Annotated in this window: 22 protein-coding genes; 2 read left to right on the forward strand and 20 right to left on the reverse strand. The window is 65.4% G+C overall.

Going from position 1 to position 24,102, the window contains the following annotated elements; genetic code table 11:
• Positions 1–105: 105 nt before the first annotated feature.
• Positions 106–1,350 (reverse strand): NAD(P)/FAD-dependent oxidoreductase, encoded by a 1,245-nt coding sequence (locus B0G83_RS13935; protein WP_105508114.1) that lies wholly within the window; start codon positions 1,348–1,350, stop codon positions 106–108.
• A gap of 136 nt (positions 1,351–1,486) precedes the next feature.
• Between B0G83_RS13935 and B0G83_RS13940 the strand changes: the two genes are divergently transcribed.
• Positions 1,487–2,215, forward strand: a complete 729-nt coding sequence (locus tag B0G83_RS13940; protein WP_105507974.1) for a class I SAM-dependent methyltransferase — start codon at positions 1,487–1,489, stop codon at positions 2,213–2,215.
• Between the two features lie 161 nt (positions 2,216–2,376).
• On the opposite strand, the gene B0G83_RS13945 is transcribed toward B0G83_RS13940, so the two are convergent.
• The 19 genes from B0G83_RS13945 to B0G83_RS14035 form a co-directional block, all read right to left on the reverse strand.
• Positions 2,377–2,820, reverse strand: coding sequence for an excinuclease ABC subunit A (locus B0G83_RS13945; RefSeq protein ID WP_105507975.1), 444 nt, complete (start codon positions 2,818–2,820; stop codon positions 2,377–2,379).
• A gap of 64 nt (positions 2,821–2,884) precedes the next feature.
• A complete protein-coding gene (locus B0G83_RS13950; RefSeq protein ID WP_105507976.1) occupies positions 2,885–3,370 on the reverse strand; it encodes a signal peptidase in 486 nt (161 codons plus the stop codon).
• Between the two features lie 37 nt (positions 3,371–3,407).
• Positions 3,408–4,661 (reverse strand): beta-ketoacyl synthase, encoded by a 1,254-nt coding sequence (locus tag B0G83_RS13955; protein WP_105507977.1) that lies wholly within the window; start codon positions 4,659–4,661, stop codon positions 3,408–3,410.
• Positions 4,658–5,884 carry a beta-ketoacyl-ACP synthase gene (locus tag B0G83_RS13960; protein ID WP_105507978.1) on the reverse strand — a complete coding sequence of 409 codons (1,227 nt, stop codon included), beginning with the start codon at positions 5,882–5,884 and terminating at the stop codon, positions 4,658–4,660. The genes B0G83_RS13955 and B0G83_RS13960 overlap by 4 nt, the downstream gene beginning before the upstream one ends.
• Positions 5,884–6,609, reverse strand: a complete 726-nt coding sequence (locus B0G83_RS13965) for a 3-ketoacyl-ACP reductase FabG2 (protein WP_105507979.1) — start codon at positions 6,607–6,609, stop codon at positions 5,884–5,886. Before B0G83_RS13965 ends, B0G83_RS13960 begins: the two co-directional genes overlap by 1 nt.
• Entirely contained in the window at positions 6,606–7,100 is a 495-nt protein-coding gene (locus B0G83_RS13970; RefSeq protein WP_105508115.1) for a hotdog family protein, read from the reverse strand. The genes B0G83_RS13965 and B0G83_RS13970 overlap by 4 nt, the downstream gene beginning before the upstream one ends.
• A gap of 44 nt (positions 7,101–7,144) precedes the next feature.
• Positions 7,145–8,329, reverse strand: coding sequence for a beta-ketoacyl-[acyl-carrier-protein] synthase family protein (locus tag B0G83_RS13975; protein ID WP_105507980.1), 1,185 nt, complete (start codon positions 8,327–8,329; stop codon positions 7,145–7,147).
• Positions 8,326–10,758: an MMPL family transporter gene (locus tag B0G83_RS13980; protein WP_105507981.1), complete on the reverse strand. Its 2,433-nt coding sequence runs from the start codon at positions 10,756–10,758 to the stop codon at positions 8,326–8,328. Before B0G83_RS13980 ends, B0G83_RS13975 begins: the two co-directional genes overlap by 4 nt.
• Positions 10,758–11,465, reverse strand: a complete 708-nt coding sequence (locus B0G83_RS13985) for an outer membrane lipoprotein carrier protein LolA (RefSeq protein WP_105507982.1) — start codon at positions 11,463–11,465, stop codon at positions 10,758–10,760. The genes B0G83_RS13980 and B0G83_RS13985 overlap by 1 nt, the downstream gene beginning before the upstream one ends.
• Entirely contained in the window at positions 11,453–11,884 is a 432-nt protein-coding gene (locus B0G83_RS13990; protein ID WP_105507983.1) for a thioesterase family protein, read from the reverse strand. Before B0G83_RS13990 ends, B0G83_RS13985 begins: the two co-directional genes overlap by 13 nt.
• On the reverse strand, positions 11,881–13,482 hold the full coding sequence (gene hutH / locus B0G83_RS13995; RefSeq protein ID WP_105507984.1) for a histidine ammonia-lyase: 1,602 nt from the start codon (positions 13,480–13,482) through the stop codon (positions 11,881–11,883). Before hutH ends, B0G83_RS13990 begins: the two co-directional genes overlap by 4 nt.
• Positions 13,469–15,220: a glycosyltransferase gene (locus tag B0G83_RS14000; RefSeq protein WP_105507985.1), complete on the reverse strand. Its 1,752-nt coding sequence runs from the start codon at positions 15,218–15,220 to the stop codon at positions 13,469–13,471. The genes hutH and B0G83_RS14000 overlap by 14 nt, the downstream gene beginning before the upstream one ends.
• The gene (locus B0G83_RS14005; protein ID WP_105507986.1) at positions 15,220–16,917 is read right to left on the reverse strand and encodes an AMP-binding protein; all 1,698 of its coding nucleotides are present in this window, start codon (positions 16,915–16,917) and stop codon (positions 15,220–15,222) included. The genes B0G83_RS14000 and B0G83_RS14005 overlap by 1 nt, the downstream gene beginning before the upstream one ends.
• On the reverse strand, positions 16,914–17,618 hold the full coding sequence (locus tag B0G83_RS14010) for a hypothetical protein (protein WP_105507987.1): 705 nt from the start codon (positions 17,616–17,618) through the stop codon (positions 16,914–16,916). The genes B0G83_RS14005 and B0G83_RS14010 overlap by 4 nt, the downstream gene beginning before the upstream one ends.
• Positions 17,618–17,869: an acyl carrier protein gene (locus B0G83_RS14015; protein WP_035547711.1), complete on the reverse strand. Its 252-nt coding sequence runs from the start codon at positions 17,867–17,869 to the stop codon at positions 17,618–17,620. The genes B0G83_RS14010 and B0G83_RS14015 overlap by 1 nt, the downstream gene beginning before the upstream one ends.
• Positions 17,870–17,872: 3 nt before the next feature.
• Positions 17,873–18,172, reverse strand: a complete 300-nt coding sequence (locus B0G83_RS14020) for a phosphopantetheine-binding protein (RefSeq protein ID WP_105507988.1) — start codon at positions 18,170–18,172, stop codon at positions 17,873–17,875.
• Positions 18,147–18,941, reverse strand: coding sequence for a 1-acyl-sn-glycerol-3-phosphate acyltransferase (locus tag B0G83_RS14025; RefSeq protein WP_105507989.1), 795 nt, complete (start codon positions 18,939–18,941; stop codon positions 18,147–18,149). The genes B0G83_RS14020 and B0G83_RS14025 overlap by 26 nt, the downstream gene beginning before the upstream one ends.
• Complete coding sequence (locus B0G83_RS14030; protein ID WP_105508116.1) at positions 18,925–19,689, reverse strand: beta-ketoacyl synthase chain length factor; 765 nt, start codon at positions 19,687–19,689, stop codon at positions 18,925–18,927. The genes B0G83_RS14025 and B0G83_RS14030 overlap by 17 nt, the downstream gene beginning before the upstream one ends.
• Positions 19,690–20,331: 642 nt before the next feature.
• Complete coding sequence (locus tag B0G83_RS14035; RefSeq protein WP_105507990.1) at positions 20,332–21,039, reverse strand: DUF4136 domain-containing protein; 708 nt, start codon at positions 21,037–21,039, stop codon at positions 20,332–20,334.
• Between the two features lie 225 nt (positions 21,040–21,264).
• Here B0G83_RS14035 and pepN point away from each other — a divergent pair, with 225 nt between their 5' ends.
• Positions 21,265–23,961, forward strand: a complete 2,697-nt coding sequence (gene pepN / locus B0G83_RS14045; RefSeq protein WP_105507992.1) for an aminopeptidase N — start codon at positions 21,265–21,267, stop codon at positions 23,959–23,961.
• Positions 23,962–24,102: the final 141 nt, after the last annotated feature.

The following is a 24,102-nucleotide window of genomic DNA, read 5'->3' on the forward strand; positions in this document are numbered from 1 at the left end:
CCATCGCCACGGCGGAATGAAAAAACGGCGCTTCGATTTCGAAGCGCCGTTTTTCCTTGGCTTATGCCGTGGCACGTGGCAACGGCGACGGTGACGACAATCCGCTCAACGCTGCGTACACACCTCGTGCAACGCATTCAGCCGCCGCACCGGATCCGCGACATACGGATTCGACTCGTCCCACGCATAACCCGCCAGCACCGCGGCAATCATCCGCCGGATCGACGGCGCCTGATCCGGATAAAAGATGATGTCCTGCAACGCGCCCGTATACCAACGCTCGACAAACGCGCGGAACGTATCGATACCCTTGCGCAACGGCACGTCGTAAGCGGCGGACCAGTCGACCTCTTCGCCGTCCAGTTGACGGTTCAAGGTCTCGACCGCGAGATGCGCGGAGCGCAACGCGATCGTCACGCCCGACGAGAACACCGGATCGAGAAACTCGCCCGCATTGCCGAGCAACGCGTAACCCGGGCCATGCAAACGCTCCACGTTGGCCGCATAACCGCCGATATGCCGTACCGGCATCAGGAACGGCGCGTTGCCGATCAGCCGGTTGAACGTTGGCTCCTGCTGGATCAATTCGCGCAGCTTCGCGTCGCGCTCCGCTTCCGGCGTCTCGAGGAAACTCGCCTCCGCCACGCAGCCCACCGACGAACGGCCACCCGCCAGCGGAATCATCCAGAACCACACGTCGCGGCGCTCCGGATGGGTCGCCACGCAAATCTTGTTGCGGTCGGTGACGCCGGCCGGAATGCCGTCCTGCACGTGCGTGAAAATCGCGGCGCGCGTGGGCATGCGCGTCGGCGCTTCGAGGTTCAGCAGGCGCGGCAGCACGCGGCCGAAGCCGCTCGCGTCAAGCACGAAACGCGCTTCGATCTGATACGCGTGATCCGCCTCGTCGATCACATCGACGAGTGGCCTCGCGCCGGTGTGAACCGCGCGCACCGCATGACCGAAGCGCACGTCGGCGCCCTGTTCCGCCGCACAGCGAATCAGAATGTCGTCGAACACCGCGCGTTCGACCTGGTACGTGGTGCCCCAGCCCGGCGAATGCTTGTCGCGGAAATCGAACGCCGACGACTTGTCACGATAGATGAAATGCGCGCCGTTCTTGTACTGGAAGCCGGCCTCGACCACGGCCTGCAGCATGCCGGCTTCTTCGAGGTAGGCCATGCTCTGCGGCAGCAGGCTCTCGCCGATCGAGAAACGCGGAAAATGCTGGCGCTCCAGCACCAGCACGGAACGACCCGCTTTGCGCAGCAGCGCTGCCGCAACCGCGCCCGCCGGACCCGCGCCGATGATCGCGACATCGACGCTAGTGCGCTCTGACGTGTGTGTAGTCAAATTTGCCTCAAATCGTTTGCTTGCCATGTGCAGCGTTACGCTGCATCCTTACTTCTCGTTACAATTGCCTGCTAAACGCCCCGCATGAAACGCGCCCGGGGCACAGCAAAAACAAAATTTCGCCGCGGAGTCCAGCGTGTCGCCATCCGAAACATCCAGCGTGCCGTACGTGCCCGAAACGGCCTTCGGCATCTGGTTCCTGCGTACCCACACGTGGGAACACCACGTCCTGCGGGTCGCCATCAACGACCTCAAACGCCTGATCGACACACCGTTGCCGGCCGCGCCGGTAATCGTCGACGTCGGCTGCGGACAAGGCATTTCGTTCCGGCTGCTCGCCGAGGCGTTCAAGCCGCGGCGCATCGTCGGCGTCGATTTCCATGAGGCGTCGCTGGCGCTCGCCACGAACGCGGCCAACGCGTGCCGCGCCCAGTGCGCCGATATCGACGTGCTGCACGGCGACTGCGCGCAACTGCCGTTGCCCGACGCCAGCGCCGACGTCGTGTTCTGCCATCAAACCTTCCATCACCTCGTCGAGCAGGACCGCGCGCTCGCCGAATTCCGCCGCGTGCTCAAACCGGGCGGCGTGCTGCTGTTCGCCGAATCCACCGACGCGTACATCAAGTCGTGGGTGATCCGGCTGCTGTTCCGTCATCCGATGCATGTGCAAAAGAGCGCCGACGGCTACCTCGACATGATCCGCCGTGGCGGCTTCAGCTTCACCCAGCGCAACGTTTCGTTGCCTTACCTGTGGTGGAGCCGCGCGAAAGACTTCGGTCTGTTCGAACGCATCGGGCTGTCCCATCCGCGGCCCGGCAAGCGTCGCGAGACGCTGGTCAATGTCGCGGCGGTGAAGGCCGGTTAAAGCGCGCTTTAACGCACGTCAAAGTCCTTTAAGCACGAATCAAACCTGCTACCTGCTACCTGCTTATCTGCCTTAGCGGCGCAAGGCGCCGGCATCCACCGCCGCCTTGCCGCCTTGATGCTTCGCGGCACCGCATGGCGCCGCGTCCAACCCGCCTGCCCTTACTTGCGCAACGTCACCACGTCGCCCGTCAATGCCACACCGGCAATCACCGCACCCGCACCGCACGTGAACTCGGTCGCGCTCTCACGCAATTCGTTCTTGTAGTTGCTCTTGATGTTGATCACCGCGTTGCCGCCTTCCTTGCGCGCGCGTTCCTGCAATTCGATCACCGCCGACAGGAACACGTGCTGGCACGCCTGCAGGTCGCTCTTGCCGAATGCGTTGGTCTTCTTGTTGGTGGCGAATTCACCCATCGACTTGACGACCGCCGCATGGCGTTGCCCCGCGAAATACAGGCCGATATCGTCGCTGACCTTGCCGGGTTCGCTGTGCAACGCGGCGTCGATCGGGTAGTTGTCGACGGTGTCGCGTGCGAAAGCCGGTGCGGCGCAGAGCGTGGCGAACGAAGCGATCAGTGCTGCACACATCAGATGGCGTTTCATTGAGACTCCTTGGTAGTTGTTGTTGCTATGTGAGTTCTATTTCAATCCGACCTGCTTCGGCGGCTCAGTTCGGTTCCAGCACGACAAGCTGGCCTTTCACGGCGACCGCCGCTGCGCTATTGCTCACGCCGCAGGTGAAATCCGTCGGCGAGTTGGTCTCGGTGCTATGAAAACGCGTCTGCACGTCGATCACCGCGTTCGCGTTATGTTCGCGCGCCGCGGCGCGCAGCTTGCGCACCGCTTCGGCGAGCGCCGCATGGCATGCGCCATCCGGCGTGTTGACCTGACGGGCGATCCGCACCGAATACGACACATCGCCCAGTTGGGTCCTCACCGCTGGGTGATCCTGCGGGCCGAAATACACCTGCACGCTCTCGGCCGGTTGACCGCCCGCCGCGGTCGGCGCCACCTGCTTGCGGAAATGCACCGGCTCGCCACCGCCCGATTGACCACCCGCCGCATTCAGCGGCACCGTCAACACCTGCGTCGCGCAGCCCGTCTGCGTCAGCGCCACGACCGCCAGCGCGCCCAACACACCTATCTTTTTCATTGTTATCACCCTCGGTTTTTTAGATTTCGCGGCCGTGTCAGCCGCCTTGCCACGCTTCAAACATCAGGCTCGCGCAACTGCCGCCGAACCCAAATGAAACCGACATCGCCGTCTCGATCCGCGCCTCGCGCGTAGTGCGCACGAGCGGCAAATCGCCCAGCTCCGGCTCCGGCGTCTCAATGCCCGCCGTTCCCGCGATAAAACCGTCGCGCATCATCAGCAACGTATAGATCGCCTCATGCGCGCCGCACGCGCCGAGCGGATGCCCGGTCATGCCCTTGGTCGACGAGAACGCCGGCACGCCATGCCCGGAAGACCGGTCGGACGCGGCGCCGAACACGTCGCCTAGCGCGCGCAGTTCTTCGACGTCGCCGAGCGGCGTCGACGGGGCGTGCGCGTTGATGTAGTCGGGCCGCTTGCCCGCTTCGTTCAGCGCACCGCGCATGGCCCGCGCAATACCGGCCGCGCGCGGCGCGACCATACCGGCGCTGTCGGTGCAGTCGCCGAAGCCGGTCAGCTCCGCGTAGATGCGCGCGCCGCGCGCCAGCGCGTGGTCGCGCGCTTCGAGCACCAGCACGCCGGCGCCCGCCGCAATCACGAAGCCGTCGCGCGCGGTGTCGTACGGCCGCGAGGCGTGCTGAGGCGTGTCGTTGAAGCGCCGCGACAACGCGCCCATCGAATCGAACATCAGCGTCATGTTGTCGTGCAGCGATTCGCTGCCGCCGGCCAGCACGATCTGCTGGCGGCCGCTCTGAATCAGTTGCATGGCCTGCCCGATCGCGAGCGCCGACGTGGTGCAGGCCGACGACGGCGAGTAGCTGACGCCTTCGAGTCCGAACACCTGTGCGACATTGGCCGACGTGGTGCTGCTCATAGCATGCGGTACGACGTACGGCGGCACCTTGTCGACGCCGCGGGCGTTGGCGATCAACATGGCCGCGTCGTAGCTCTGCATGTTGCCGACGCCCGAGCCGATCACCGTGCCCGCTTGCGGCGAACGCAGCATGGTTTGCGTGAGACCGGCGTCGTCGATCGCCCGGCGCGCGGCGTGACACGCGAAGCGCGCGGTGTCGCCCATGAAGCGTTCGAACTTGCGCTCGAACGGCGGCTCGTGCGCGACCGACGCCACGCCCGCCACCTGCGAGCCGAAGCCGCGCTCGCGCCATGCGTCGATCCGCTCGATCCGCGAGCGGCCCGAGCGCAACGCCGCGGACACACCGTCGAGCGTATTGCCGAGACACGACACGATCCCCATGCCGGTCACGACGACGCGTTGCAGCGCCACGCTCATCGAACGCGCCTGAAAATCAGCGACGTGTTGATGCCGCCGAACGCGAAATTGTTGCTCATCACGTAGTCGGCGTCGATCTCACGGCCCGTGCCGACGATGTAATCGAGCGGCGCGCAAGCCGGATCCACGTTGCTCAGGTTCAGGGTTGGCGCGTACCAGTTGCGCTTCATCATTTCGATGGTCCACCACGCTTCGAGCGCGCCGCACGCGCCGAGCGTGTGGCCGACATAGCTCTTCAGCGAACTGATCGGCATGTGCGCACCGAAGGTCTGCGCGGTCGCATGGCTTTCGGCGATATCGCCGCGATCCGTCGAGGTGCCGTGCGCGTTCACGTACTGAATCGCGTCGGGCGACAGTTGCGCATCGCGCAACGCGAGTTGCATGGCGAGCGCCATGGTTTCGGCGGTCGGCTGGGTCATATGCGCGCCGTCCGAATTGCAGCCGAAGCCGACGATTTCCGCGTGAATCCGCGCCCCGCGCGCGACCGCGTGTTCGTATTCCTCGAGCACCAGCGTGGCCGCGCCTTCGCCGACCACGAGGCCGTCGCGCGCGGCATCGAAAGGACGCGGCGTCAGATGCGGCTCGTCGTTGCGCGTGCTGGTCGCGTACAGCGTGTCGAACACGGCGACCGCCGGGCCCGACAGTTCTTCCGCGCCGCCCGCCAGCATCAGCGTCTGCTTGCCGCTCTGGATCGCCTCGTACGCGTAGCCGATCGCCTGGCTGCCCGACGCGCAGGCGCACGAGGTCGGAATGATCCGTCCTTTGAGATCCCAGAACAGGCTCACGTTGACCGCCGTGGTGTGCGGCATCATCTGCACGTAGCTGTTCGACGTGACGTCGCCCATCGAGCCGGTTTCGAGCATCGTGCCGAACGCGCGGATCGGTTGCACCGAGCCCGACGACGAACCGTAGGCGACGCCCATGCGGCCGTCCTTGATGGTGTCGTTGTCGGCAAGGCCGGCATCGGCCAGCGCGAGTTCGCTGGCGCGCACCGAGTACATCGACACCGGGCCCATCGAACGGGTCTTCTTGCGCGGGTAATGCGCGGGCGCCTTGAATTCCGGCAACGGACACGCGAGCCGCGTATGCAGCGATTCGAAGTAATCCCATTCGGGCATCCGGCGCACCGCGTTCACGCCGCTTTTCAGGCGCGGCTCGATGACGTCCCAGCTATCGCCGAACGCCGTGACGCCGCCCATGCCGGTAATGACGACACGCTTCATCACACCATCCCACCGTTGACGCCGATCACCTGACGCGTGACGTACGAGGCCGCATCCGACATCAGGAAGCTGACCACGGACGCCACCTCGGCAGGCTGGCCGACGCGGTTCATCGGCACCGTCTTCAGCGCGTGCTCGAGTTGCAGTTCCTCGAGCATGCCGGTCTCGATCAGCCCCGGCGCCACGCAGTTGACAGTGATGTTGCGCGTCGCCAGTTCGACGGCGAGCGCCTTGGTCGCGCCGATCAGGCCGGCTTTCGCCGCGCTGTAGTTGACCTGGCCGCGATTGCCCATCACGCCGGACACCGACGCGATCGTGACGATCCGGCCGCCCTTGCGAGCGCGCACCATCGGCATGGTGAGCGGATGCACGACGTTGTAAAACGAATCGAGACCGGTTTCGATCACGATGTCCCAGTCTTCTTCGCTGAGCGCGGGAAACGCGGCGTCGCGGGTCACGCCCGCGCTGCAGACGATCCCGTAGTACGGTCCATGCGCGGCGACATCCGCTTCGAGCACGTCACGGCACACCGCCCGTTCGCGCACGTCGAATTGCAGCACGCGCGCCGTGCCGCCCTGCGCGGCGATGCCCGTCGCAACCGCTTCGGCTTCGGTGCGTCCCGTGCGGCAATGCACGGAGACGGCGAAGCCGTCGGCGGCCAACTTGTACGCAATCGCACGGCCAATGCCGCGGCTTGCGCCGGTAACGAGAACACGCCGGCTCATGAACTGAAACTCCCTTCAATGAATGACTGAAAATCGGGCGGTTGAAACACCTTGACGACGGCTTCCGCGCAATGCAGATCGCCGTGATGGATCGTGCATTCGTACGCGCCGTGGCCTTCTTCGCTGCGCAGCAGTTCGGTGACGTGAACCCGCAGTTGCGCGCCGCCGCTGAAAGTCGGCTCCAGCGCCTTGTAGCTGCGCGAGCCGAGCAGGACACCGGGCCGCGCGCGGCCGCCGCCGCGCATGGCCAGCAACGCGACGTGCGCGGCGATCGCCTGCGCCATCAGTTCGATGCCGAGCCACGCGGGCATCGCGCCTTGCGTGTCGGCGTACCAAGCGTCGGCGTGGACCGTGGCGCGCGCGCTTAACGTGTCTTCGTCGAAGGCTTCCACGGCATCGATCAGCAGCATCGTGCCGCGATGCGGGATGATGGCTTCGATCGGTTGACGCAGTAGCTGCTCGTGCGTTGGTGTTGGTGTCGGTATTGGCATTGCAGCCGGCGTGGTTGGGGTTAGCGTCGTCGTCATCGTGCGCATTACCGGGCCAGAATCAGGCTGACATTGCTGCCGCCGAAAGCAAACGAATTACTCATCACGTACTGCGAGTCCACGCCGCGCGGCAGAAAACGCCCGGTTTCAACGAGGTCCAATACCGGCAGCGAAGGATCGGCCTCGCCATCCCACACATGACGCGGCAACGGCACGTCGTCGCGCGACAGTGTCAGCCACGCGAAGCCGAGTTCGGTGGCGCCGGCCGCGCCGAGCTGGTGGCCGGTCAACGGCTTGGTGCCGCTCGCCGCGACGCCTTCGGGGAACACGCGCGCCATCAGGCCGGCTTCCATCTCGTCGTTCTTGCGTGTGGCGGTGGCGTGCAGATTCACATAGCCGATCGCCGACGGCGCGACGCCCGCCTCCGCGAGCGCTTCGCGCAGCGCCAGTTCGCCGCCCACGCCTTGCGGGTCCGGCGCCGAAATGTGATGCGCGTCGCTCGATTCGCCGACGCCCGCGAGCCGCACCGGCGCTTCGTCGCGGCTCATCAGAAACACCGCGGCGCCTTCGCCGACGTTGATCCCGCAACGATTGCGGCTCATCGGATTGGTGCGCACGGCGCTGGTCGATTCGAGCGAGGCGAAACCCTGCACCGTCAACTCGCACAGCGAATCGACGCCGCCTACCACCACCGCATCGCACAGCTGCAGTTGCAACAGACGACGCGCCGACGCAAACGCCTTGGCGCTCGACGTGCAGGCCGTCGAAATGGTGAACGCCGGTCCATGCACACCGAGCGCGGCGGCGGCGAACGGCGCGGCGGTGCCGATTTCCATCTGCCGGTAGTTGAAGTTCGCGGGTAAGCAGCCCGCTTGCGCCTGATAGACAAACGCGGCTTCGGCCGCTTCGATGCCCGACGTGCTGGTGCCGAGCACCACACCAATCCGGTGCGCGCCGTAACGCTCGCGTGCGACATCGACGGCGGGTGCGATCTGCGTCAACGCGGCGAGCAGCAGACGGTTGTTGCGGCAGTCGTAACGCGCGAGTTCGGCGGACGGCGCCAGATCGAGCGGCGCGAGCACGCTGCCGACGAACGCCTCGCCGATGCCCGTATGCGCGCTCGCCATGCCGGGCGATTGCGCGGCGGCCAGTGCGGGAACGATGTGAGCGAGGTCGCCGCCGAGCGCGTTGATCATGCCGAGCGCGTGCAAATAAACTGATGGCGCTTTCATGCGACCCTCCTGGATTCCGATGGCATGCCGATCGGCGCGAGCAGCACCGAGACGAGAATGCCGAGCGAGAGCGTGGCGCCGAAACTCTTCAGCGCGGGCATGGCGCTCATGCCGAGCATGCCGAACGACAACAACGTGGTGGCCGACGAGAGCAGCACGCCGGTCCAGACCGCGCCGAGATCCGCATTCGCGCGCAGACAGCCTTCGCGCAGAAACACCGCATAGTTTGCGCCGACGCCGAGCACCAGCATGAGTGCGAGCCAGTTGAACAGGTTGAGCGGCACGCGGGCGTAACCAAATGCGGCCAGCGTGACGCCCACGGCGAGTAACACGGGCAAGGTCACGGCGATGCCGCCACGCAGGCGATCGGCCAAGCGGGCTTCCTTCGGGGCGTATCGCACCACCAGCAGAATCAGCACCAGCACAAGCGCGCCACCGAGCCACCAACCGCTATCCACGCGATACGCGCCGAACAGCTTCGACACGCTCGCGGCCTTGTCGACGAACACGACACCCGGCAGACTTTGCGCCGTCGCGATCAAGGCGGGTTCATTCCGCAGCGTCACGCCCTGCGGAATCACGACGGCGGCGTACGCTTTCGTAGCAGGATCCACTTCGCCGAGCCACAAATGCCGGTACGGTTGCGACCACGGTGCAGCGAGCCATGTGTTGACAGTCAACGGCGCTTGCGGTTTGGCGAACGCGGCGAGCCATGCATCGGCGACTTCGTCCTTGAAGCCGGCTTGCATGAGTGTCGCGCGCAACGCGGCCGGGTCGTTGAAGACATGCTGCGCGAGCAACGCATGGTCGTCATTCTGCTGTTTCGCCGAGGGCACGAATTGCGCGACCGATTGATAGTTGCCCACTTTATTCGCGGTACCGTTCAACGCATCCAGCTTCGTGCCCAGCGCTTCGGCGCGTTGCAACACGAGCTCCGGCGTCTCGCCGCGCACGACGAAAAACTGCGCGCTGTTATCCACGCCGATCGCGTCACGCACCTTGTCCTCCTGCGCGACGAGCGACGGATCGCGCTGGATCAGCAGATGGATATCGTCGTCGCTGGTCAAACGCAGCCAGCCGGGAATCGCGACGATCAGCAGCAGCGACGCGACGAGCCACGCGCGCCGGCCGCCGATCGTGCGATGCCAGACCGTGAGCCCACGCGCCGCGCCCGCGAACAGTCGCCGCGGACTGCGCTTCGGCGGCCGCGTCAACAAGGCGGGCAACAGCCAGAGCACGGAGGCGAATGCCGTCGTGATACCCGCCATCGCAAAGCACGCAATCTGCTTGAGCGCCGGAAACGGTACCCACATCAGGATCGCGTAGCCGAGCAGGCTGGTCGTCAATGCGACCGTCAGCGCGGGACGCACCGCGCGAGCGCCACGCCGGGCATCCCAATCGCTGCCGGCGCCGAGATAGACCACGAAGTACTGGATCGAATAGTCAACGGCCTCGCCAATCAAACTCGCGCCGAACACCAGCGTCAACAGATGCAGTTTGCCGAACACCAGCATCGTCACGGCCAGTGCGCAGACAATGCCGAGCGCCGTCGATACGAAGCCGAGCAGCAGCAGACGCGGCGAACGGAACACCCACATCATCAGCAGCGCGATGCCGCACAGCGACGCGACGCCGATCAGATGCACCTCATGTTCGGAAGCGCTGCGCGCCGATTCCGCGTAGAACACCGCGCCGGTTCGCGCGACCGAGACGTCGGGGAACGACTGCTTCAGTTGCTGTTCGCCTTGGGCGAGCGCGGCAAGCACGGCATGCTGTGTCCTGGTTTCGTAGGCCGAGCCCGGCAAGGTCGCGACGATCAGCACGCTGGTCGCGTCGCCGCGATGCGATACCAGCAGGTTGTCTTCGAGTTCGAGGTTCGAGGTGGCGAGCGGCAGGCCGTTCAGCCAGTGTTCGAGCCAGCCGAAGGGATCGTCGGCAAGTGGCGTCGTCAGGCCACTTTGTAACGGGCTGTAGATGCGTTGCGCAAGGGCGTCGTGCAGGGTCGATTGTCGTGGCGCGGCGAGCGCCGCGCGATCGCCCGGCGTCAGCAGCCCAAAGCGATACGGCATATACAACGCGCCGATCTGCGACAGATCGAACGGCGGCAACTCCGCCGTCACCGAACCAAACGCCCGGCTCTGCCGCAGCGAACCGCCCAATTGCCGGGCCGCGGCCTTCGCATGCGCGTCGTCCTTGCTGGTGACGAGAAACACCGTGCGATCGCCGAGCGCGCTCGCCAACGTATCGACCGCCTGTTCGGCGACCGGGTCGGCCTCGGTGGCCGGCAACAGCGCGAGCAGATTGGTCTGCAACGGCGACGGTCCCGTGAAGCGCCAGCCGCAGTACAGCGTCGCGACCAGCGCGAGCAGCAGCCACGCGGCGCGCATGCTCCACGTCTGTTTCGCGGACCGCGGTTGCAGCATGTCCATTACGGCGCTCCGAGCAGGCCGCGCTCAGCCGGCGTCAGTTCGGCGACCGCCGCGCTCCTGGCGAAGTCGAGCGTCGTTACGTCGCCATTAGCGAGCGTGATGCGCAAGCTTTGCAGATAGTCGCCACCGCTCATCTCCAGGCCTTTGATCGACTGCGCGATCTGCGGCTGGTTCGGCGTGAGTTGCATGCGCCATTGCGCGGCGCTGCCTTCGGCCCGCACGTCGAATTGCGAGTACAGCGCGGACAGATCGCCACCGAGCATCGCGCGCATCATCTTCGACACTTGCGCGACGCCGCGTGCGCCTTGCGCGCTGTGAGCCGTCACGCGCTGGCCCGCGGCGTTGAGTTCGGCGACGCCAGAATCAGTGATGACGTAAGTGGCCTTGTAGGGCGCGTCGATCTGCCAGATCACGCCGCGCTCGCGAAAGAACAGCAGCGAGCCGCTACTGACGAGCGGCTGCCTCATCGCGGCGAGGGTCTGCGTCTGCGTGAACTGCGCGCGCACGCCCTTGGCTTGCGCGAGATGCGTGGTGATCTGCGAGACCAGCGCGGGATTGCCCGCAGCGGATGACGGCGACGCCTGCAATGCCTCCGACGATGGCGCGGCCATCACGGACAGCGGCCATGCGAGCGCCGCCAGCATCCCGCACGCACCGACGGCCACGCAGCCGCTCACCAGCGCCGCGCGCAAGTTCACTGTCCCCATGCGCGCTCCAGCTTGTCGAACACCACGGGCGGCGACACGAACTGCAGCTCCTGGGTCGCGGCATCGACGGCGACCTGGATCGTATAGCCCTTCGTCAAGCGCGTACCGGACGCGCAATCGACGATTTCATAGCCTATTTTCAGGCGGTTTTCATGTTCGAGCAGTTGCGTGCGCACTTCGATCTGCTGGCCGTAGATGGCCGGTCGCACATACTTGAGATGCACCTCGACGATCGGCCACAGATAGCCGGACGCCTGCATCTCGCGATAGTCGTAATCGAAGGTACGCAGCAGCGCCGCGCGGCCGATCTCGAAGTACTTCAGATAATGGCCGTGCCAGCAGACGTTCATCGCATCGACGTCGTGGAACGGCACTTCGACCGTTGCGCTCGCGCTCGGTACTTTGCGGGACTCGCTCATGCGTGCGCCCCTCCGCGATAGTCGTGCAGCAAATCGCACGCCGCGATGCGCGCGGTCAGCGCGCGCAACTCGTGTTCGAGCGCACGGTCTTCGTCGACGAACGGCGACGCCGCGCTCACCCTGTCGATAAATCTTTGCAGCGGCGCCGGCACCGGCGTCGCGCTGTCGAGCCTCAGGCGCAGGCGCGCGGCCTGCACTGTCGCGAGCGTATGCGCGGCGGCCACCTGTTCGGTCAATTCCAGCACGCGCAAACAATCGCGCGCGGCGATCGTGCCCATACTGACCTTGTCCTGATTGTGGGCCTCGGTGGAGCGTGAAAACACGCTCGCGGGCATCGTGTTCTTCAACGCCTCGGCCGTCCATGCGGACGACGAAATCTGCACCGCCTTGAAGCCGTGATTGATCGCCACCCGCGCGGGCGCCGCGCCCGACAGATTGCGCGGCAAGCCGTTGTTGAAGTTCACGTCGACCAGCAACGCGAGCTGCCGGTCCATCAGATCGGCGAGATTGGCCACCGCCACTTTCAGCGAGTCCATCGCGAACGCGATATGGCCGCCGTAGAAGTTGCCGCCGTGCAGCACGCGTCCGTTGTCGGGGTCGATCAGCGGGTTGTCGTTCGCGCTGTTCAACTCGTTCTCCACGTCGCGACGCACCCACGTCAGCGCGTCGCGCGCCACGCCGATCACGTGCGGCGCGCAGCGAATCGAATAGCGATCCTGCAGCCGATGCCCCGGCGTATCGTCGCGCCCGCTCAGATCGTCGCGAATCCACGCTGCGGCTTCGGCCTGACCGGCGTGCGGTTTCACTTCGAACAGCATCGCGTCGAAGTGCGCGGCGCGGCCGTCGAGCGCCACCGTGCAGAGCGCGGTGAGACGCGCGGTGAGGCGCGTCAGGTGATCGGCGCGCGCAAACGCGAGACAGGCGAGACCCGTCATCACCGCCGTGCCGTTCATCAGCGCGAGGCCTTCTTTCGGCGCGAGCGTGAGCGGCGCATGACCGAGTTCTTGCCAGACGTCGCGCACGTCGCGCAACTGCCCGGCGAACATCACGTCGCGTTCGCCCGCCAATGCGGCGGCCACGTACGACAGCGGCGTCAGATCGCCGCTCGCGCCGACCGACCCTTCCGACGGAATGCGTGGCAGCACGCGATGATTGACCAGATCGGCAAGCCGCTCGAGCAACACCGGACGCACGCCGGAAAAACCATAAGCGAGCGAGTTCAACCGCGCGGCGATCACCGCTAGGGTTTGCGCGTCGTCGAGATACTGGCCCATGCCGCAGCCGTGATAACGCGTCAGTTGCAGCGGCAACGCTTCGACCAGCTCCATCGGCACGTCGACCACGCAGGCGTCGCCGTAACCGGTGTTGACGCCGTAGACAGTGGCGCCCGCTTCCAGATGGCGGCGCAAGAAATCCGCGCCGCGCTGAATACGCGCGCGCCACGCCGGATCGGCGCTCAGTGCGATCGGCGCACGCTGATGGGCAATCGCGACGACCTCTTCGATCGTCAGCTTGCGGCCGCCGACCACGACGGCATTGGCGTGTGCGTTCACCTGCGCGTCGGCAACCGACGCATCGATCAGATCATGTTCGGCCATTCGCGCCTCGCTTGGGGCTGGCCCAGAAATCGAAGAAGTTGAACCATTGATAAGGAGCCTTGCGGCAATAGTGTTCGAGCCGCACGGCGTAACGTTGCGCCCATGCCGCGAGATGCTGCGCGCGTTCGCGGCGCGGCAACTCGATGCGCTCGGCGAACGGCTCGAAATACAGACGGTAACCGTCCTGTTCTTTCAGACAGAAAAACAGATAAACCGGGCAGCCCAGCGCGTGGGCGAGTACATACGGGCCTTGCGCGAACGGCGCGGTCGAGCCGAGAAATTGCGCCTCGGTCGTGCGGCCCGTTTCGTGCGCGGGCACGCGATCCCCGACGATCACCAGCAACTCGCCGTTATCCACGCGCTCCTGCATCAGCATCGCGGTCTCGGGACCGAAGTCGCGCACTTCCAGCAGATGGCGCGCGAACTCGCTATTGGCCGATGCCAGCACGCTGTTGAAGCGGCGCGCGTGCTCGGTATAGACGACTGCGGTGACCTTCGCATAGGCGCCCTGCGCGGCGAGCGCGCGGGTCATTTCCAGATTGCCGAGATGCGCGCCGATCACGAGTGCGCCCTTGCCGCTCGCGGTCAGCGCGTGGAAGGCGGCGGGATCTTCGAATTTGACGTCGGCGTTATTGACGCGGCCAGACCATGCCCCGAGCTTGTCGAAGCCCGACTGCGCGAACGCCAGCATGTGCCGGTAAGCGGAGAGCCAGCCGGGACGCGGCGTATCGCCATGTGGGGCGCCTTGGCCGAGGTGCCTGAAGTAGTTGCTCGATGCTTCGCGCGCGGCGCGGCCCGTCAGCAGAAAATACGCGACGATCGGATGCAGCCACAGTGCGGTGAAACGGCGGCCGAACAGCTTGCAACTGAGCGCGAGCAGGGACATGCCGAGGTGGCTGCCGCGTTCGGCGATGCGCCACCAGTCTTGCTGGGTTTTGCCGTGCCCGTCGATTGAAGCGCCTGGCGCGCTTGCCGCATCGGCGAGTACAGCGCGGCGCGGCATCAGTTTGTGTGCGAGCAGCATCGGCAGACGCCACAGCATGCCGAACACGAGCCGCGTGTGACTGCGACTGATGCGCACGTTGTCCCATAGCACGTCGAAATGCGACACGCCGTCGATGGCATACGTGACGCGCGTCGGAATGGAGCGGAACGCCGCGCGCCGCCAGTAGAGACGCACGAGGATTTCGATGTCGAAGTCCATGCGCGTTGGCAACTGCACGCGGTCCATCAACTCGCAGGCGAGCGCCAGCGGATATAAACGGAAACCGCACATCGAATCGCGAATGGTCAGCGACAGCGTTTCGATCCACACCCACACGTGGGTCAGATAACGGCCATAAAGGCGCGCTTTCGGCACGCTCTCGTCGTAGACCGGCCGACCGAGAATCACCGCGCCGGGCTCGGCTTGCGCGGCTTCGATGAAACGCGGCACGTCGGTGGCGTCGTGCTGGCCGTCGGCGTCGATCTGCAACGCGTGCGTGAAGCCCGCGCGAGATGCGGCGCGCAGCCCCGCCATCACCGCCGCGCCCTTGCCGCCGTTGACCGGCAAGCGCAGCAGCGTCAGTCGACCGGCGTACTGCTGCGCGAGCGCGGCGAGCACCTGCTGGGTCGGCGCGTCGCTACCATCGTCGACGACGAACAGCGGCAGGTCATGCACCGCGAGATGAGCGACGGTCGCGTCGATCGCGTCTTTATGGTTGTAGATCGGAATGACGATGCACGCGGCGAACTTCATCACGCGTGCTCCCGGTAGACGATCACGCCGGACGCGCATTCACGGCCGCTCAGTTTGTAGACGAACTGTACGCGCCGACGCGCGGCGTCGTGGGCCAGCGTGAGTTTAAGTACCGCGCCCGGCGCCACCGGCGCCATGAACTTCAAACGGTCGACCGATGCAATCGCGCGCACGGCCGGCACATGATCGGCGGCGAGGCGAATCGCCCAGTCGACCTGCACGACGCCGGGAAGAATCGGCAGCCCAGGAAAATGGCCGGCGAAATGCACGAGCGTGGGCGGCACGCGCAGATCGTAGTGCAGCGTCTCGCCGCTACGCGCCTCGGCGAGCACTTCCATGCCTTCGCTGCGTGGCTCGAATGCGGCGGCGAGCGCCGCGGCCGGCAGCTTGCCGCGTGCGTCGAACGGCAGCGTCGCGCGAAACCGCCAGTGGCGCGGCAGCACGACGACATCGACATAGTCGGCGAGATACCGGCGCAGCGCCCTGGCGAGCGCCACACGGCCCTCGTCGCGCAACGCCTCGCTGCCCGCTTCGGTCAACGCCACCACGGCGCCGACGCGCTCGCGCGTGGCGCCTTCCAGCGGCACCAACGCCGCTTGCACGACATACGGATGCCGCGCGAGCCGCGCTTCCAGTTCCGGCAGCGATACGCGCTTGCCATCCAGCTTCAGCACGCGATCCAGCCGCCCTTGCAGACGGAAACGGCCGTCGGCGTCGAGCGCGATCTGGTCGTCGGTGCGATGCCAGCCGCGATGGTCGAGATGCGGCGAGCGCACGTTCAGCGCGCCGTCTTCGTCGCGACGCACTTCGATACCGGCTACCGGCTGCCACGCGTCCGTCTGATCCTGGCGCCGCCACGCAATGCCGCCGGTCTCCGTGCTGCCGTAGATTTCGAGCGGCGCGGCGCCATAGGCCGCGGCGTATTCCCGCGCGGCGTCCAGCGCAAGCGGACCGCCCGACGAGAAAAACGCGCGCGGCGCCGGCGTCAAGGCGGCAAAGCCGGGCAGCGCGGGCCAGCGCGACAGTTGCGCGGGCGTCGACACCACGACGGTCGCGCCGCCCTGATCGATCTGCTGTTGCAGATGCAACGGTTCGAGGCTGATCGCGCGGTCGAACGCGCGGCCTGCCGCAAGTGGCCACAACACGCGAAACAGCAAACCGTAGATATGATGATGCGGCACGCTCGCGAGCATCGTGGCGTCGCCGACGAGCGTGCCCCACTGGCGTTCGAGCGTGTGTACTTCGGCGTTGAATTGCGCGAGCGTTTTGCGGATCGGTTTGGGGGTGCCGCTGCTGCCAGAGGTATAGAGCGTGAGCGGGGCTTGCGGGTCGATGCGGTAGGCGGTGCCGTCGATCTCGCCGTTATCACCCGCAGCGAACCGCGGCAGATCCGCATCCGTGAGCACCGCATCGTAAGCATCGGCCAGATCGGCGAGATACCCGGGCGTCGCATTCGCCGGAATCACCGGCTCTTTTCCGCACGCGAACAACGCAAACAGCGCGCAGGCAAAATCAAACGGATCGTCGATACACAGCGCGTAGCGTTGCGCGTCGCGCGCGCGCAGCAGCGCGATCCAGCCCGCCACGCGCGCGCGAAACGCGGCGCGATCGAGCACCACGCCGCCATCGCGGCATACCGGCGTTTTCAACCCGGCGGCCTCGACAGCCGCCGACAACACATCATGCAACGCAATCATGCCGCCTCCGAACGCGCGGCTCGCGGCAGCACCACCAGATAGCGCCAGACGATCTCGGCCACCAGCAGCACGCCGATCAACCCATATGCGATCGCGCCGTTATACAGCGACCAGCTCGCGCGACTCCAGTACAGCGCCGTGTACGCGGAAAACGCGCCGTTCAGCGCAAAGAACCCGCACCACACCTGAGTGACGCGCCACGTATGACGCACCGCGCGCGGCGGCAGATCCGGATTGCCGAGCCGCGCGAATTTTTCGATCATCGACGGCCCGCGCACGAGCGTCGCGCCGAACGCGATCAACAGCCCCAGATTGACGAGCGACGGATAAAGACGCAACAGCAGTTCGCTATTGGTCAACACGATCGCCGCCGACGCGCCGCTCAGCAAGCCGACCACGGTCCAGTCGATCGACGAGAGCCGCCGCAGCGACGTCGCGACCGGACCGCTGCCCGCCCAACGCTGCAACCACAGAATCGCGAACAGCATGCAGCCGACGTAGCGCGGCGTATCCCAGCGCCACGCGCACAGAATCAGCGCGGGATAGGCGAGCTTCAACAGCACCTGCACGACGGCTTTAGTCCAGCTACGCCCCACGTTCCGCGAGGCCGGAACGGTCCCGGCAGTCCCGGCGGCCGTGACGCGAGCGTCGGCGTCGGGCTGATCCGCCGCCGCTTGCCTACGCGAGCGCGCGACGAACATCAGCCTTGTGCCGCCAGCAGGGATTCGACCGCACCGATCACATCGCCGACCGTGCGCACCGACTTGAACTCCTCCGGCTTAATGCGGCGGCCGGTCATTTCCTGCAGCTTGATCGCCAGGTCGACAGCGTCGATGCTGTCGAGATCGAGCTCTTCGAACAGATTGGCCTCGGGCGTCACGCGCTCCGGCTCGATCGCGAAGTTCTCTTTGAAAATGGCGCGGATGCGCTCAAGAATCTCAGCCTCGGACACGATTTATTCCCCTTTTCTGGTGGTTTCATTCACAGCGTCCGCCGCTTCGCGCTGGCTCGCGACGAGCGCGGCCAGTGTGCTGATCGAACGGAAGTGTTCGCGCGTGCGTTCGTCGTTCGCTGCGATGGTCAGTTGGTATTGTTTGCGCAGCACGATGCCGATTTCGAGCGCATCGATCGAGTCGAGACCGATGCCGTCGGTATCGAACAACGGGGCGTCGTCGTCGATATCGGCGGGGCTCAGGTCTTCCAGATCGAGAGCCTCGATCAGAAGCTGTTTAATTTCCAGTTTTAAAGAATCCATAATCGAACAGGTGCTGAGTAATGTGTGCTTCGATGGCGCTCGTCACGCTGCGCGCCGCAAGGGCCGGTGTCGCGTCGTGCGCCGCGAGCTGCTCGACGTCGAGCGGCTCGAGAACGTTCACGCGCATCCGGAATGCGCGCGCCGGCACGTCGTACCAGCGCATCTGCTTGGTGAAAGCGGGCGGATCGCAGTCCATCAGCACCGGCACGATCGGCGCGCCGACCTTCAGGGCCATGTGCGCGAAACCGCGCGAAAACGCATGCAGGCGGTTCGGCGCCGGACTGCGCGTGCCTTCCGGGAAAATGATCATCGTGTAGCCGGCCGCCAGTTGCCGCGCGCCGGCCTCGACCAGTGCCGAGGGATCGGCGTTGCTGACGTATTCCGCCGAACGCACGATGCCCCAGAAACACGGGTTGCTCCAGTGCGCGTTTTTCACCACGCAACAGGCGTGCGGTGTGAGCGACAACAGCACCATCACGTCGAGATAAGTGGGGTGATTCGCGACCACGATCGCCGGGCCGCCCGCGCGCAACGCCGCGACGTTCGACACGTCGAGCTCCATCACGCCGATGCGCTGCAGCGCCGCGACCAGCGCGCGAAAAAACCAGTGGATCACGCTCGTCACCGCGAATTGGCGGGACGCACGATGCGGCCACAGCCATGCAAGCGGAAACACCAGCACCGAAAACAGGGTGCCGCACACGCCGAACACCACGAAGGCCATGCCCGTCGCACAGAGACGCCAGCCGTAATCAAGCCGCGAGGTCATGCCAGCTCCAGTGCCAGGTGGCGTCGGCGTGATGCCAGGCGCCCGGGTTGCCGGTTTCCAGACAGTGCAGCAAGGCCTGGCTTTGCGTCGCGAAACGGGTCTCGGCGGCAGTCTGGTTTGCGTCGACTGCCAGACTGTCTGCGCGGTCTGGCGCGTGTGCGTTGTCAGGCGCATTAGCCCTACCCACGCCCTCACCGCCGGACAACCGGCACGTCAGTCGTCCTGTTGCCGTGTCGTCGTCCAGCAGAATCGCCAGCGCGCCGCCCGGCACTTCGTCTTCGATCGTGCCGTAGGCCGGATCGGCAGGTTCGTCGGCATACACCAGCAGCACCGGCGCGCCAGGCTGCGCCGCATATTGCGCGTGCGCTTCCAGCAGCGCGTAGCCGAGCGTTTCGGCGCCGGCCGAAATCGCGCTGGCGGCGGAACGATCGCCGCGCGCGATGCCGAACACGCCGGTCATGGCATTGAGCACCGACAGGCTGAATGCGGTCGGCGACACCGGCTCGCCCGCACTGATGGCGCGCAGGATGTCGGTGGTACGGCGCAGTTCGCCGTGACGCGACGCGAACACGACCCGCGCCGGCTCCTGCGCAACGCACTCGTGCGCAACCTTCAGCGCGACTCGCGACAGAGTGCTGAGACGACGCCGTACGATCGGCTCGATAAAGCCGATGTCGGGTGCGGCAGATGCGGCAGCAGGCCAGCTAGACCAGCGAGCGACCGGAATGGTCCAGTGCAGATCGGGCATATCGGTGTTCGCGCGTTGATGCGAGGAGAGGCTGAAGCGCCTGACGGAATACGCAGCCGTCACAGCGTGCGGGCGCCGCGCGGACCGGCAATCTCCAGCCGGGAGTCAATCCAGATCCAGTCTTCTTATATAGGGTTCAGCAAATTAACGGCACCAAGCCCCATTTATTTAGGCACCGTTGACAATTAGTGTGACAAATTGCCCCGAGCCCCCGTATGGTCGCCGAATCATACTGAATATTGTGGATTAAATCAGCCACAAAAGACGTATCCATCTGTATCCGTATCGCCTGCACGACGGATCGTCAAATGCGCCTCAAGCCGCTCCGGCGGCACTTTCCCGCGCGACGCTTCGCCCGCATGCCCTGCCCCCACCGGGCTCGGCCGTCGGTAGCGATGCGCGCGACGATATCCTTACGCCCCAATACTTTCATTTAACTTTCTTAATATCTGTTTCATTTGGCGAATTTTCGAACTTCAGGCGGCACCCCGCCTTAAAGCGCAAGACGCGCGAAGCGAAGTTCACGTGCGGTAAAAACGAAACGGCCCGGCAGGTGATGCCTGCCGGGCCGTTTCGTTTTTTCCATCTGGATTGCCGCAGTGCGTCATCCCGCGCACGCCTCCCGGCGCGCCCGCTTATCAATTACTGCACGACCTTCGGCGCTGAAGCCGGCGCCGGCATCGCGGCGGGAGCGGCGCCCGTCGCGGCCATTTCATTCGATACCGCGCCGTTCTTGTCCAGCGGAATCTTGACGGTATGCACGATGCCGTTGCCCAGCGGGAAGTCGGCCAGCGCGCTGCGCGCCAGATACGGCATGGCCCTCACCAGCGAAGACTCGGCGCCCGAGTTGCGCGCGGTCACGTTATAGACTTCCTTGCCGGTCGCGCGCTCGGTGATCCGCACGCCGAGCAGATGCGTGAAGATCGGATAGCTCTGGTTCACATACGCCGTCGGAAACGGTCCATACGGACCCCAAGGGCCCCACGGATCGAATGGCCGCCCCCAGTAAGGCGCGGGCCACGGGTTGTAGTACACCGGCTCGGCGACCGTCACCATGTCCGAGCGAATCCCATACGAGAGCCCGACCAGATAGCGCGCCTGCGCGGCGTCGACCTGGCGGAACGCGTGCGTGGCCAGTTCGTTGGCCACCACGCGCTCGTAAGTGCTCAGTTCCAGATTGTTTTGCTGATCCGCCGCCCGCGTGAACGCATAGGTGCGGGTCGCGTCGTTGCCGCTCCAGTCGGAGAAGGCCGTGACCTGGGTGGTCACGTAAGTCGTGCAGCCGGACAGCAGCGCCGCCAGCGACGCTAGCAGCAGCGTGGCGCGGCGGGTCCATCGATTGATTGTCATGGTCTACCTCGTGAAGCTCGGTGTTGCCCGTTATCGCCCGTCATGAACGGATGCGCCGACGCGCGGGCTGCGTTCCGCGTCGGCGCCCGATAATACGCTGACCAGGCGATTCGGTAAAAAGTTCGCGCCGCACGAATGCGCGAGGCTTTGTACAATGGCTCGACAAGCCCGGCTCGCACGCCAGAAGCGAGCTTGCCGACTCGAGTTCCCATCCTACAGAACGCCATGGCCGATACCGCTACGCCCAATGTGATCCGCCGCGCCGATTACGCGCCGCCCGCTTTCCTGATCGACACCGTCGTACTCGAATTCGATCTCGTCCCCGAACGCACGGTCGTGAAAAACACCATGCGGGTGCGCCGCAATCCGGACGCGTCGCACGCCACGCAGCTCGCGTTGATGGGCGAGCAGCTCGAGTTCGTCAGCGCCGCGATCGACGGCAAGCCGTTCGGCAACGTGCATGCACATGAACACGGCCTGCTGCTCGACCATGTACCGGACGACTTCGAACTCACGCTCACCAGCGTCTGCAATCCGGCTGAGAACACCACGCTGTCGGGCCTCTACGTGTCGGGCGGCAACTTCTTCACGCAGTGCGAGGCCGAGGGCTTTCGCCGTATCACCTACTTCCTCGACCGCCCCGACGTGATGGCGACCTACACGGTAACGCTGCGCGCAAACAAGACCGATTATCCGGTGCTGCTGTCGAACGGCAACCTGCTCGAAGAAGGCGATCTGCCGGACGGCCGCCACTTCGCGCGCTGGGAAGATCCGTTCCGCAAGCCGAGCTATCTGTTCGCGCTGGTGGCCGGCAAGCTGGTGGCGCTCGAAGAACGCGTGAAGAGCGGCTCGGGCAAGGAAAAACTGCTGCAGGTCTGGGTCGAGCCGCACGACCTCGACAAGACCCGTCACGCAATGGATTCGCTGATCAACTCGATCCGCTGGGACGAGGAACGCTTCGGGCTCGAACTCGATCTGGACCGCTTCATGATCGTCGCGGTGAGCGACTTCAACATGGGCGCGATGGAAAACAAAGGCCTCAACATCTTCAACACGAAGTACGTGCTGGCGAATCCCGAAACGGCCACCGACACCGACTTCGCGAACATCGAGGCCGTCGTCGGCCACGAATACTTCCACAACTGGACCGGCAACCGCGTGACCTGTCGCGACTGGTTCCAGCTGAGCCTGAAGGAAGGCCTGACCGTGTTCCGCGATCAGGAGTTCTCGGCCGACATGGCCGGCGGCGCGACCGACGAAGCCGCGCGCGCCACCAAGCGCATCGAAGACGTACGCGTGCTGCGCCAGATGCAGTTCGCCGAAGACGCGGGCCCGATGGCGCACCCGGTGCGTCCGGAAAGCTACGTCGAGATCAACAACTTCTACACGATGACGGTCTACGAGAAAGGCTCGGAAGTCGTGCGGATGTATCAGACGCTGTTCGGCCGCGACGGCTTCCGCAAGGGCATGGACCTGTACTTCAAACGTCACGACGGTCAGGCCGTGACCTGCGACGACTTCCGTCACGCGCTCGCCGACGCGAACGGTCGCGATCTGGCGCAGTTCGAACGCTGGTACAGCCAGGCCGGCACGCCGCGCGTGTCGGTGCGCACCCTTTACGACGCCGCCCAGCAGCGCTATAGCGTGACACTCACGCAAGGCTACGGCGAGGCCGCCTCGGCTGCGCGCGAGACGCAAAAGGGGCCGCTGCTGATTCCGTTCGCGATCGGCCTGATCGGCAACGACGGTAAGGATCTGCCGCTGCAGCTGGAAGGCGAGGCGCAGGCATCGGGCAACACCACGCGCGTGCTGGAATTCACGCAGACCGAACAGACTTTCACGTTCGTCAACGTGGCGCAAGAACCGTTGCCGTCGCTGCTGCGCAATTTCTCGGCGCCGGTGATCGTCGAATATGACTACTCGGCGGACCAGCTGGCGTTCCTGCTCGCGCACGACAGCGATCCGTTCAACCGCTGGGAGGCGGGTCAACGCCTCGCCACCCGCGAGTTGCTGACGCTCACCGCGCGTGCCGCGACCGGCGTGCCGCTGCAACTCGACGACTCGGTGGTCGCCGCGTTCGCTCGCGTGCTGACCGACGAAACGCTTTCGCCTTCGTTCCGCGAACTGGCGTTGATGCTGCCGTCCGAGGCGTATCTGGCCGAGCAGATGGCGGAGTCGAATCCGGCCGCCGTACATGCCGCGCGCCAGTTCGTGCGCAAGCGTCTCGCCAATGCGCTGAAGAGCGACTGGCTCAAGGTGGTCGAGCAACATCGCACGCCGGGTGCGTACGAAGCGACGCCCGAGGCTTCGGGTCATCGCGCGTTGAAGAATCTTGCGCTCTCGTATCTCGCCGAACTGGACGATCCGGCCGACGCCGTGCGGCTCGCGACCGCACAATATGAGGCCGCCAACAACATGACCGACCGCGCGGCGGCGCTGTCGGCGCTGCTCAGTTCGGCAGCGGCGAACGGCGGCAGCGCCGACGCGCAGCGCGCGCTGGACGACTTCTACCGGCGCTTCGAGAAAGAGCCGCTCGTGATCGACAAATGGTTTGCCTTGCAAGCCGTGCAGCGCGGCAGCGCGCAGCGTCCGGTGATCGACGTGGTGCGCAAGCTGATGGCGCACCCCGCGTTCAACCTGAAGAACCCGAACCGTGCACGCTCGCTGATTTTCAGCTTCTGCGCGGCAAACCCGGCGCAGTTCCATGCCGAAGACGGCTCGGGTTATGCGTTCTGGGCCGAGCAGGTGATCGCGCTCGACGCCATCAATCCGCAGGTGGCCGCCCGCCTCGCCCGTTCGCTCGAATTGTGGCGCCGCTTCACGCCGACGCTGCGCGACGGCATGCGCGCCGCTCTGGAAAAAGTGGCCGCGCAGGTGAAGTCGCGCGACGTGCGCGAAATCGTGGAGAAAGCATTGGCGTGATGCCCGCCTGAGCGCTGTTTTTTGTCTTGAGAAGCCGGCACGCGTTGCCGGCTTTTTTTCGTCCTGAGTTTGTTCTGAATTCGTCTTGCGCCGGACGAGGCGGCCACGCGCGCAATGCTCAGCGTTAGCCATCTGGCCGAC

The organism is Paraburkholderia sp. BL21I4N1 (assembly GCF_002973525.1).
In the GTDB taxonomy this organism is placed as follows: Bacteria; Pseudomonadota; Gammaproteobacteria; order Burkholderiales; family Burkholderiaceae; genus Paraburkholderia.

Bases quoted from the DNA above. Each gene is read 5' to 3' on its own strand.
- B0G83_RS13980 (WP_105507981.1), bottom strand. From the start codon at position 10,758: ATGGACATGCTGCAACCGCGGTCCGCGAAACAGACGTGGAGCATGCGC.
- B0G83_RS14000 (WP_105507985.1), bottom strand. From the start codon at position 15,220: ATGAAGTTCGCCGCGTGCATCGTCATTCCGATCTACAACCATAAAGAC.
- pepN (WP_105507992.1), top strand. From the start codon at position 21,265: ATGGCCGATACCGCTACGCCCAATGTGATCCGCCGCGCCGATTACGCG.
- B0G83_RS13970 (WP_105508115.1), bottom strand. From the start codon at position 7,100: ATGCCAATACCGACACCAACACCAACGCACGAGCAGCTACTGCGTCAA.
- B0G83_RS13960 (WP_105507978.1), bottom strand. From the start codon at position 5,884: ATGAAGCGTGTCGTCATTACCGGCATGGGCGGCGTCACGGCGTTCGGC.
- B0G83_RS13975 (WP_105507980.1), bottom strand. From the start codon at position 8,329: ATGAAAGCGCCATCAGTTTATTTGCACGCGCTCGGCATGATCAACGCG.
- B0G83_RS13955 (WP_105507977.1), bottom strand. From the start codon at position 4,661: ATGAGCGTGGCGCTGCAACGCGTCGTCGTGACCGGCATGGGGATCGTG.
- B0G83_RS14035 (WP_105507990.1), bottom strand. From the start codon at position 21,039: ATGACAATCAATCGATGGACCCGCCGCGCCACGCTGCTGCTAGCGTCG.
- B0G83_RS13945 (WP_105507975.1), bottom strand. From the start codon at position 2,820: ATGAAACGCCATCTGATGTGTGCAGCACTGATCGCTTCGTTCGCCACG.
- B0G83_RS13965 (WP_105507979.1), bottom strand. From the start codon at position 6,609: ATGAGCCGGCGTGTTCTCGTTACCGGCGCAAGCCGCGGCATTGGCCGT.
- B0G83_RS14030 (WP_105508116.1), bottom strand. From the start codon at position 19,689: ATGCCCGATCTGCACTGGACCATTCCGGTCGCTCGCTGGTCTAGCTGG.
- hutH (WP_105507984.1), bottom strand. From the start codon at position 13,482: ATGGCCGAACATGATCTGATCGATGCGTCGGTTGCCGACGCGCAGGTG.
- B0G83_RS14025 (WP_105507989.1), bottom strand. From the start codon at position 18,941: ATGACCTCGCGGCTTGATTACGGCTGGCGTCTCTGTGCGACGGGCATG.
- B0G83_RS14020 (WP_105507988.1), bottom strand. From the start codon at position 18,172: ATGGATTCTTTAAAACTGGAAATTAAACAGCTTCTGATCGAGGCTCTC.
- B0G83_RS13985 (WP_105507982.1), bottom strand. From the start codon at position 11,465: ATGGGGACAGTGAACTTGCGCGCGGCGCTGGTGAGCGGCTGCGTGGCC.
- B0G83_RS13990 (WP_105507983.1), bottom strand. From the start codon at position 11,884: ATGAGCGAGTCCCGCAAAGTACCGAGCGCGAGCGCAACGGTCGAAGTG.
- B0G83_RS14010 (WP_105507987.1), bottom strand. From the start codon at position 17,618: ATGTTCGTCGCGCGCTCGCGTAGGCAAGCGGCGGCGGATCAGCCCGAC.
- B0G83_RS14005 (WP_105507986.1), bottom strand. From the start codon at position 16,917: ATGATTGCGTTGCATGATGTGTTGTCGGCGGCTGTCGAGGCCGCCGGG.
- B0G83_RS13950 (WP_105507976.1), bottom strand. From the start codon at position 3,370: ATGAAAAAGATAGGTGTGTTGGGCGCGCTGGCGGTCGTGGCGCTGACG.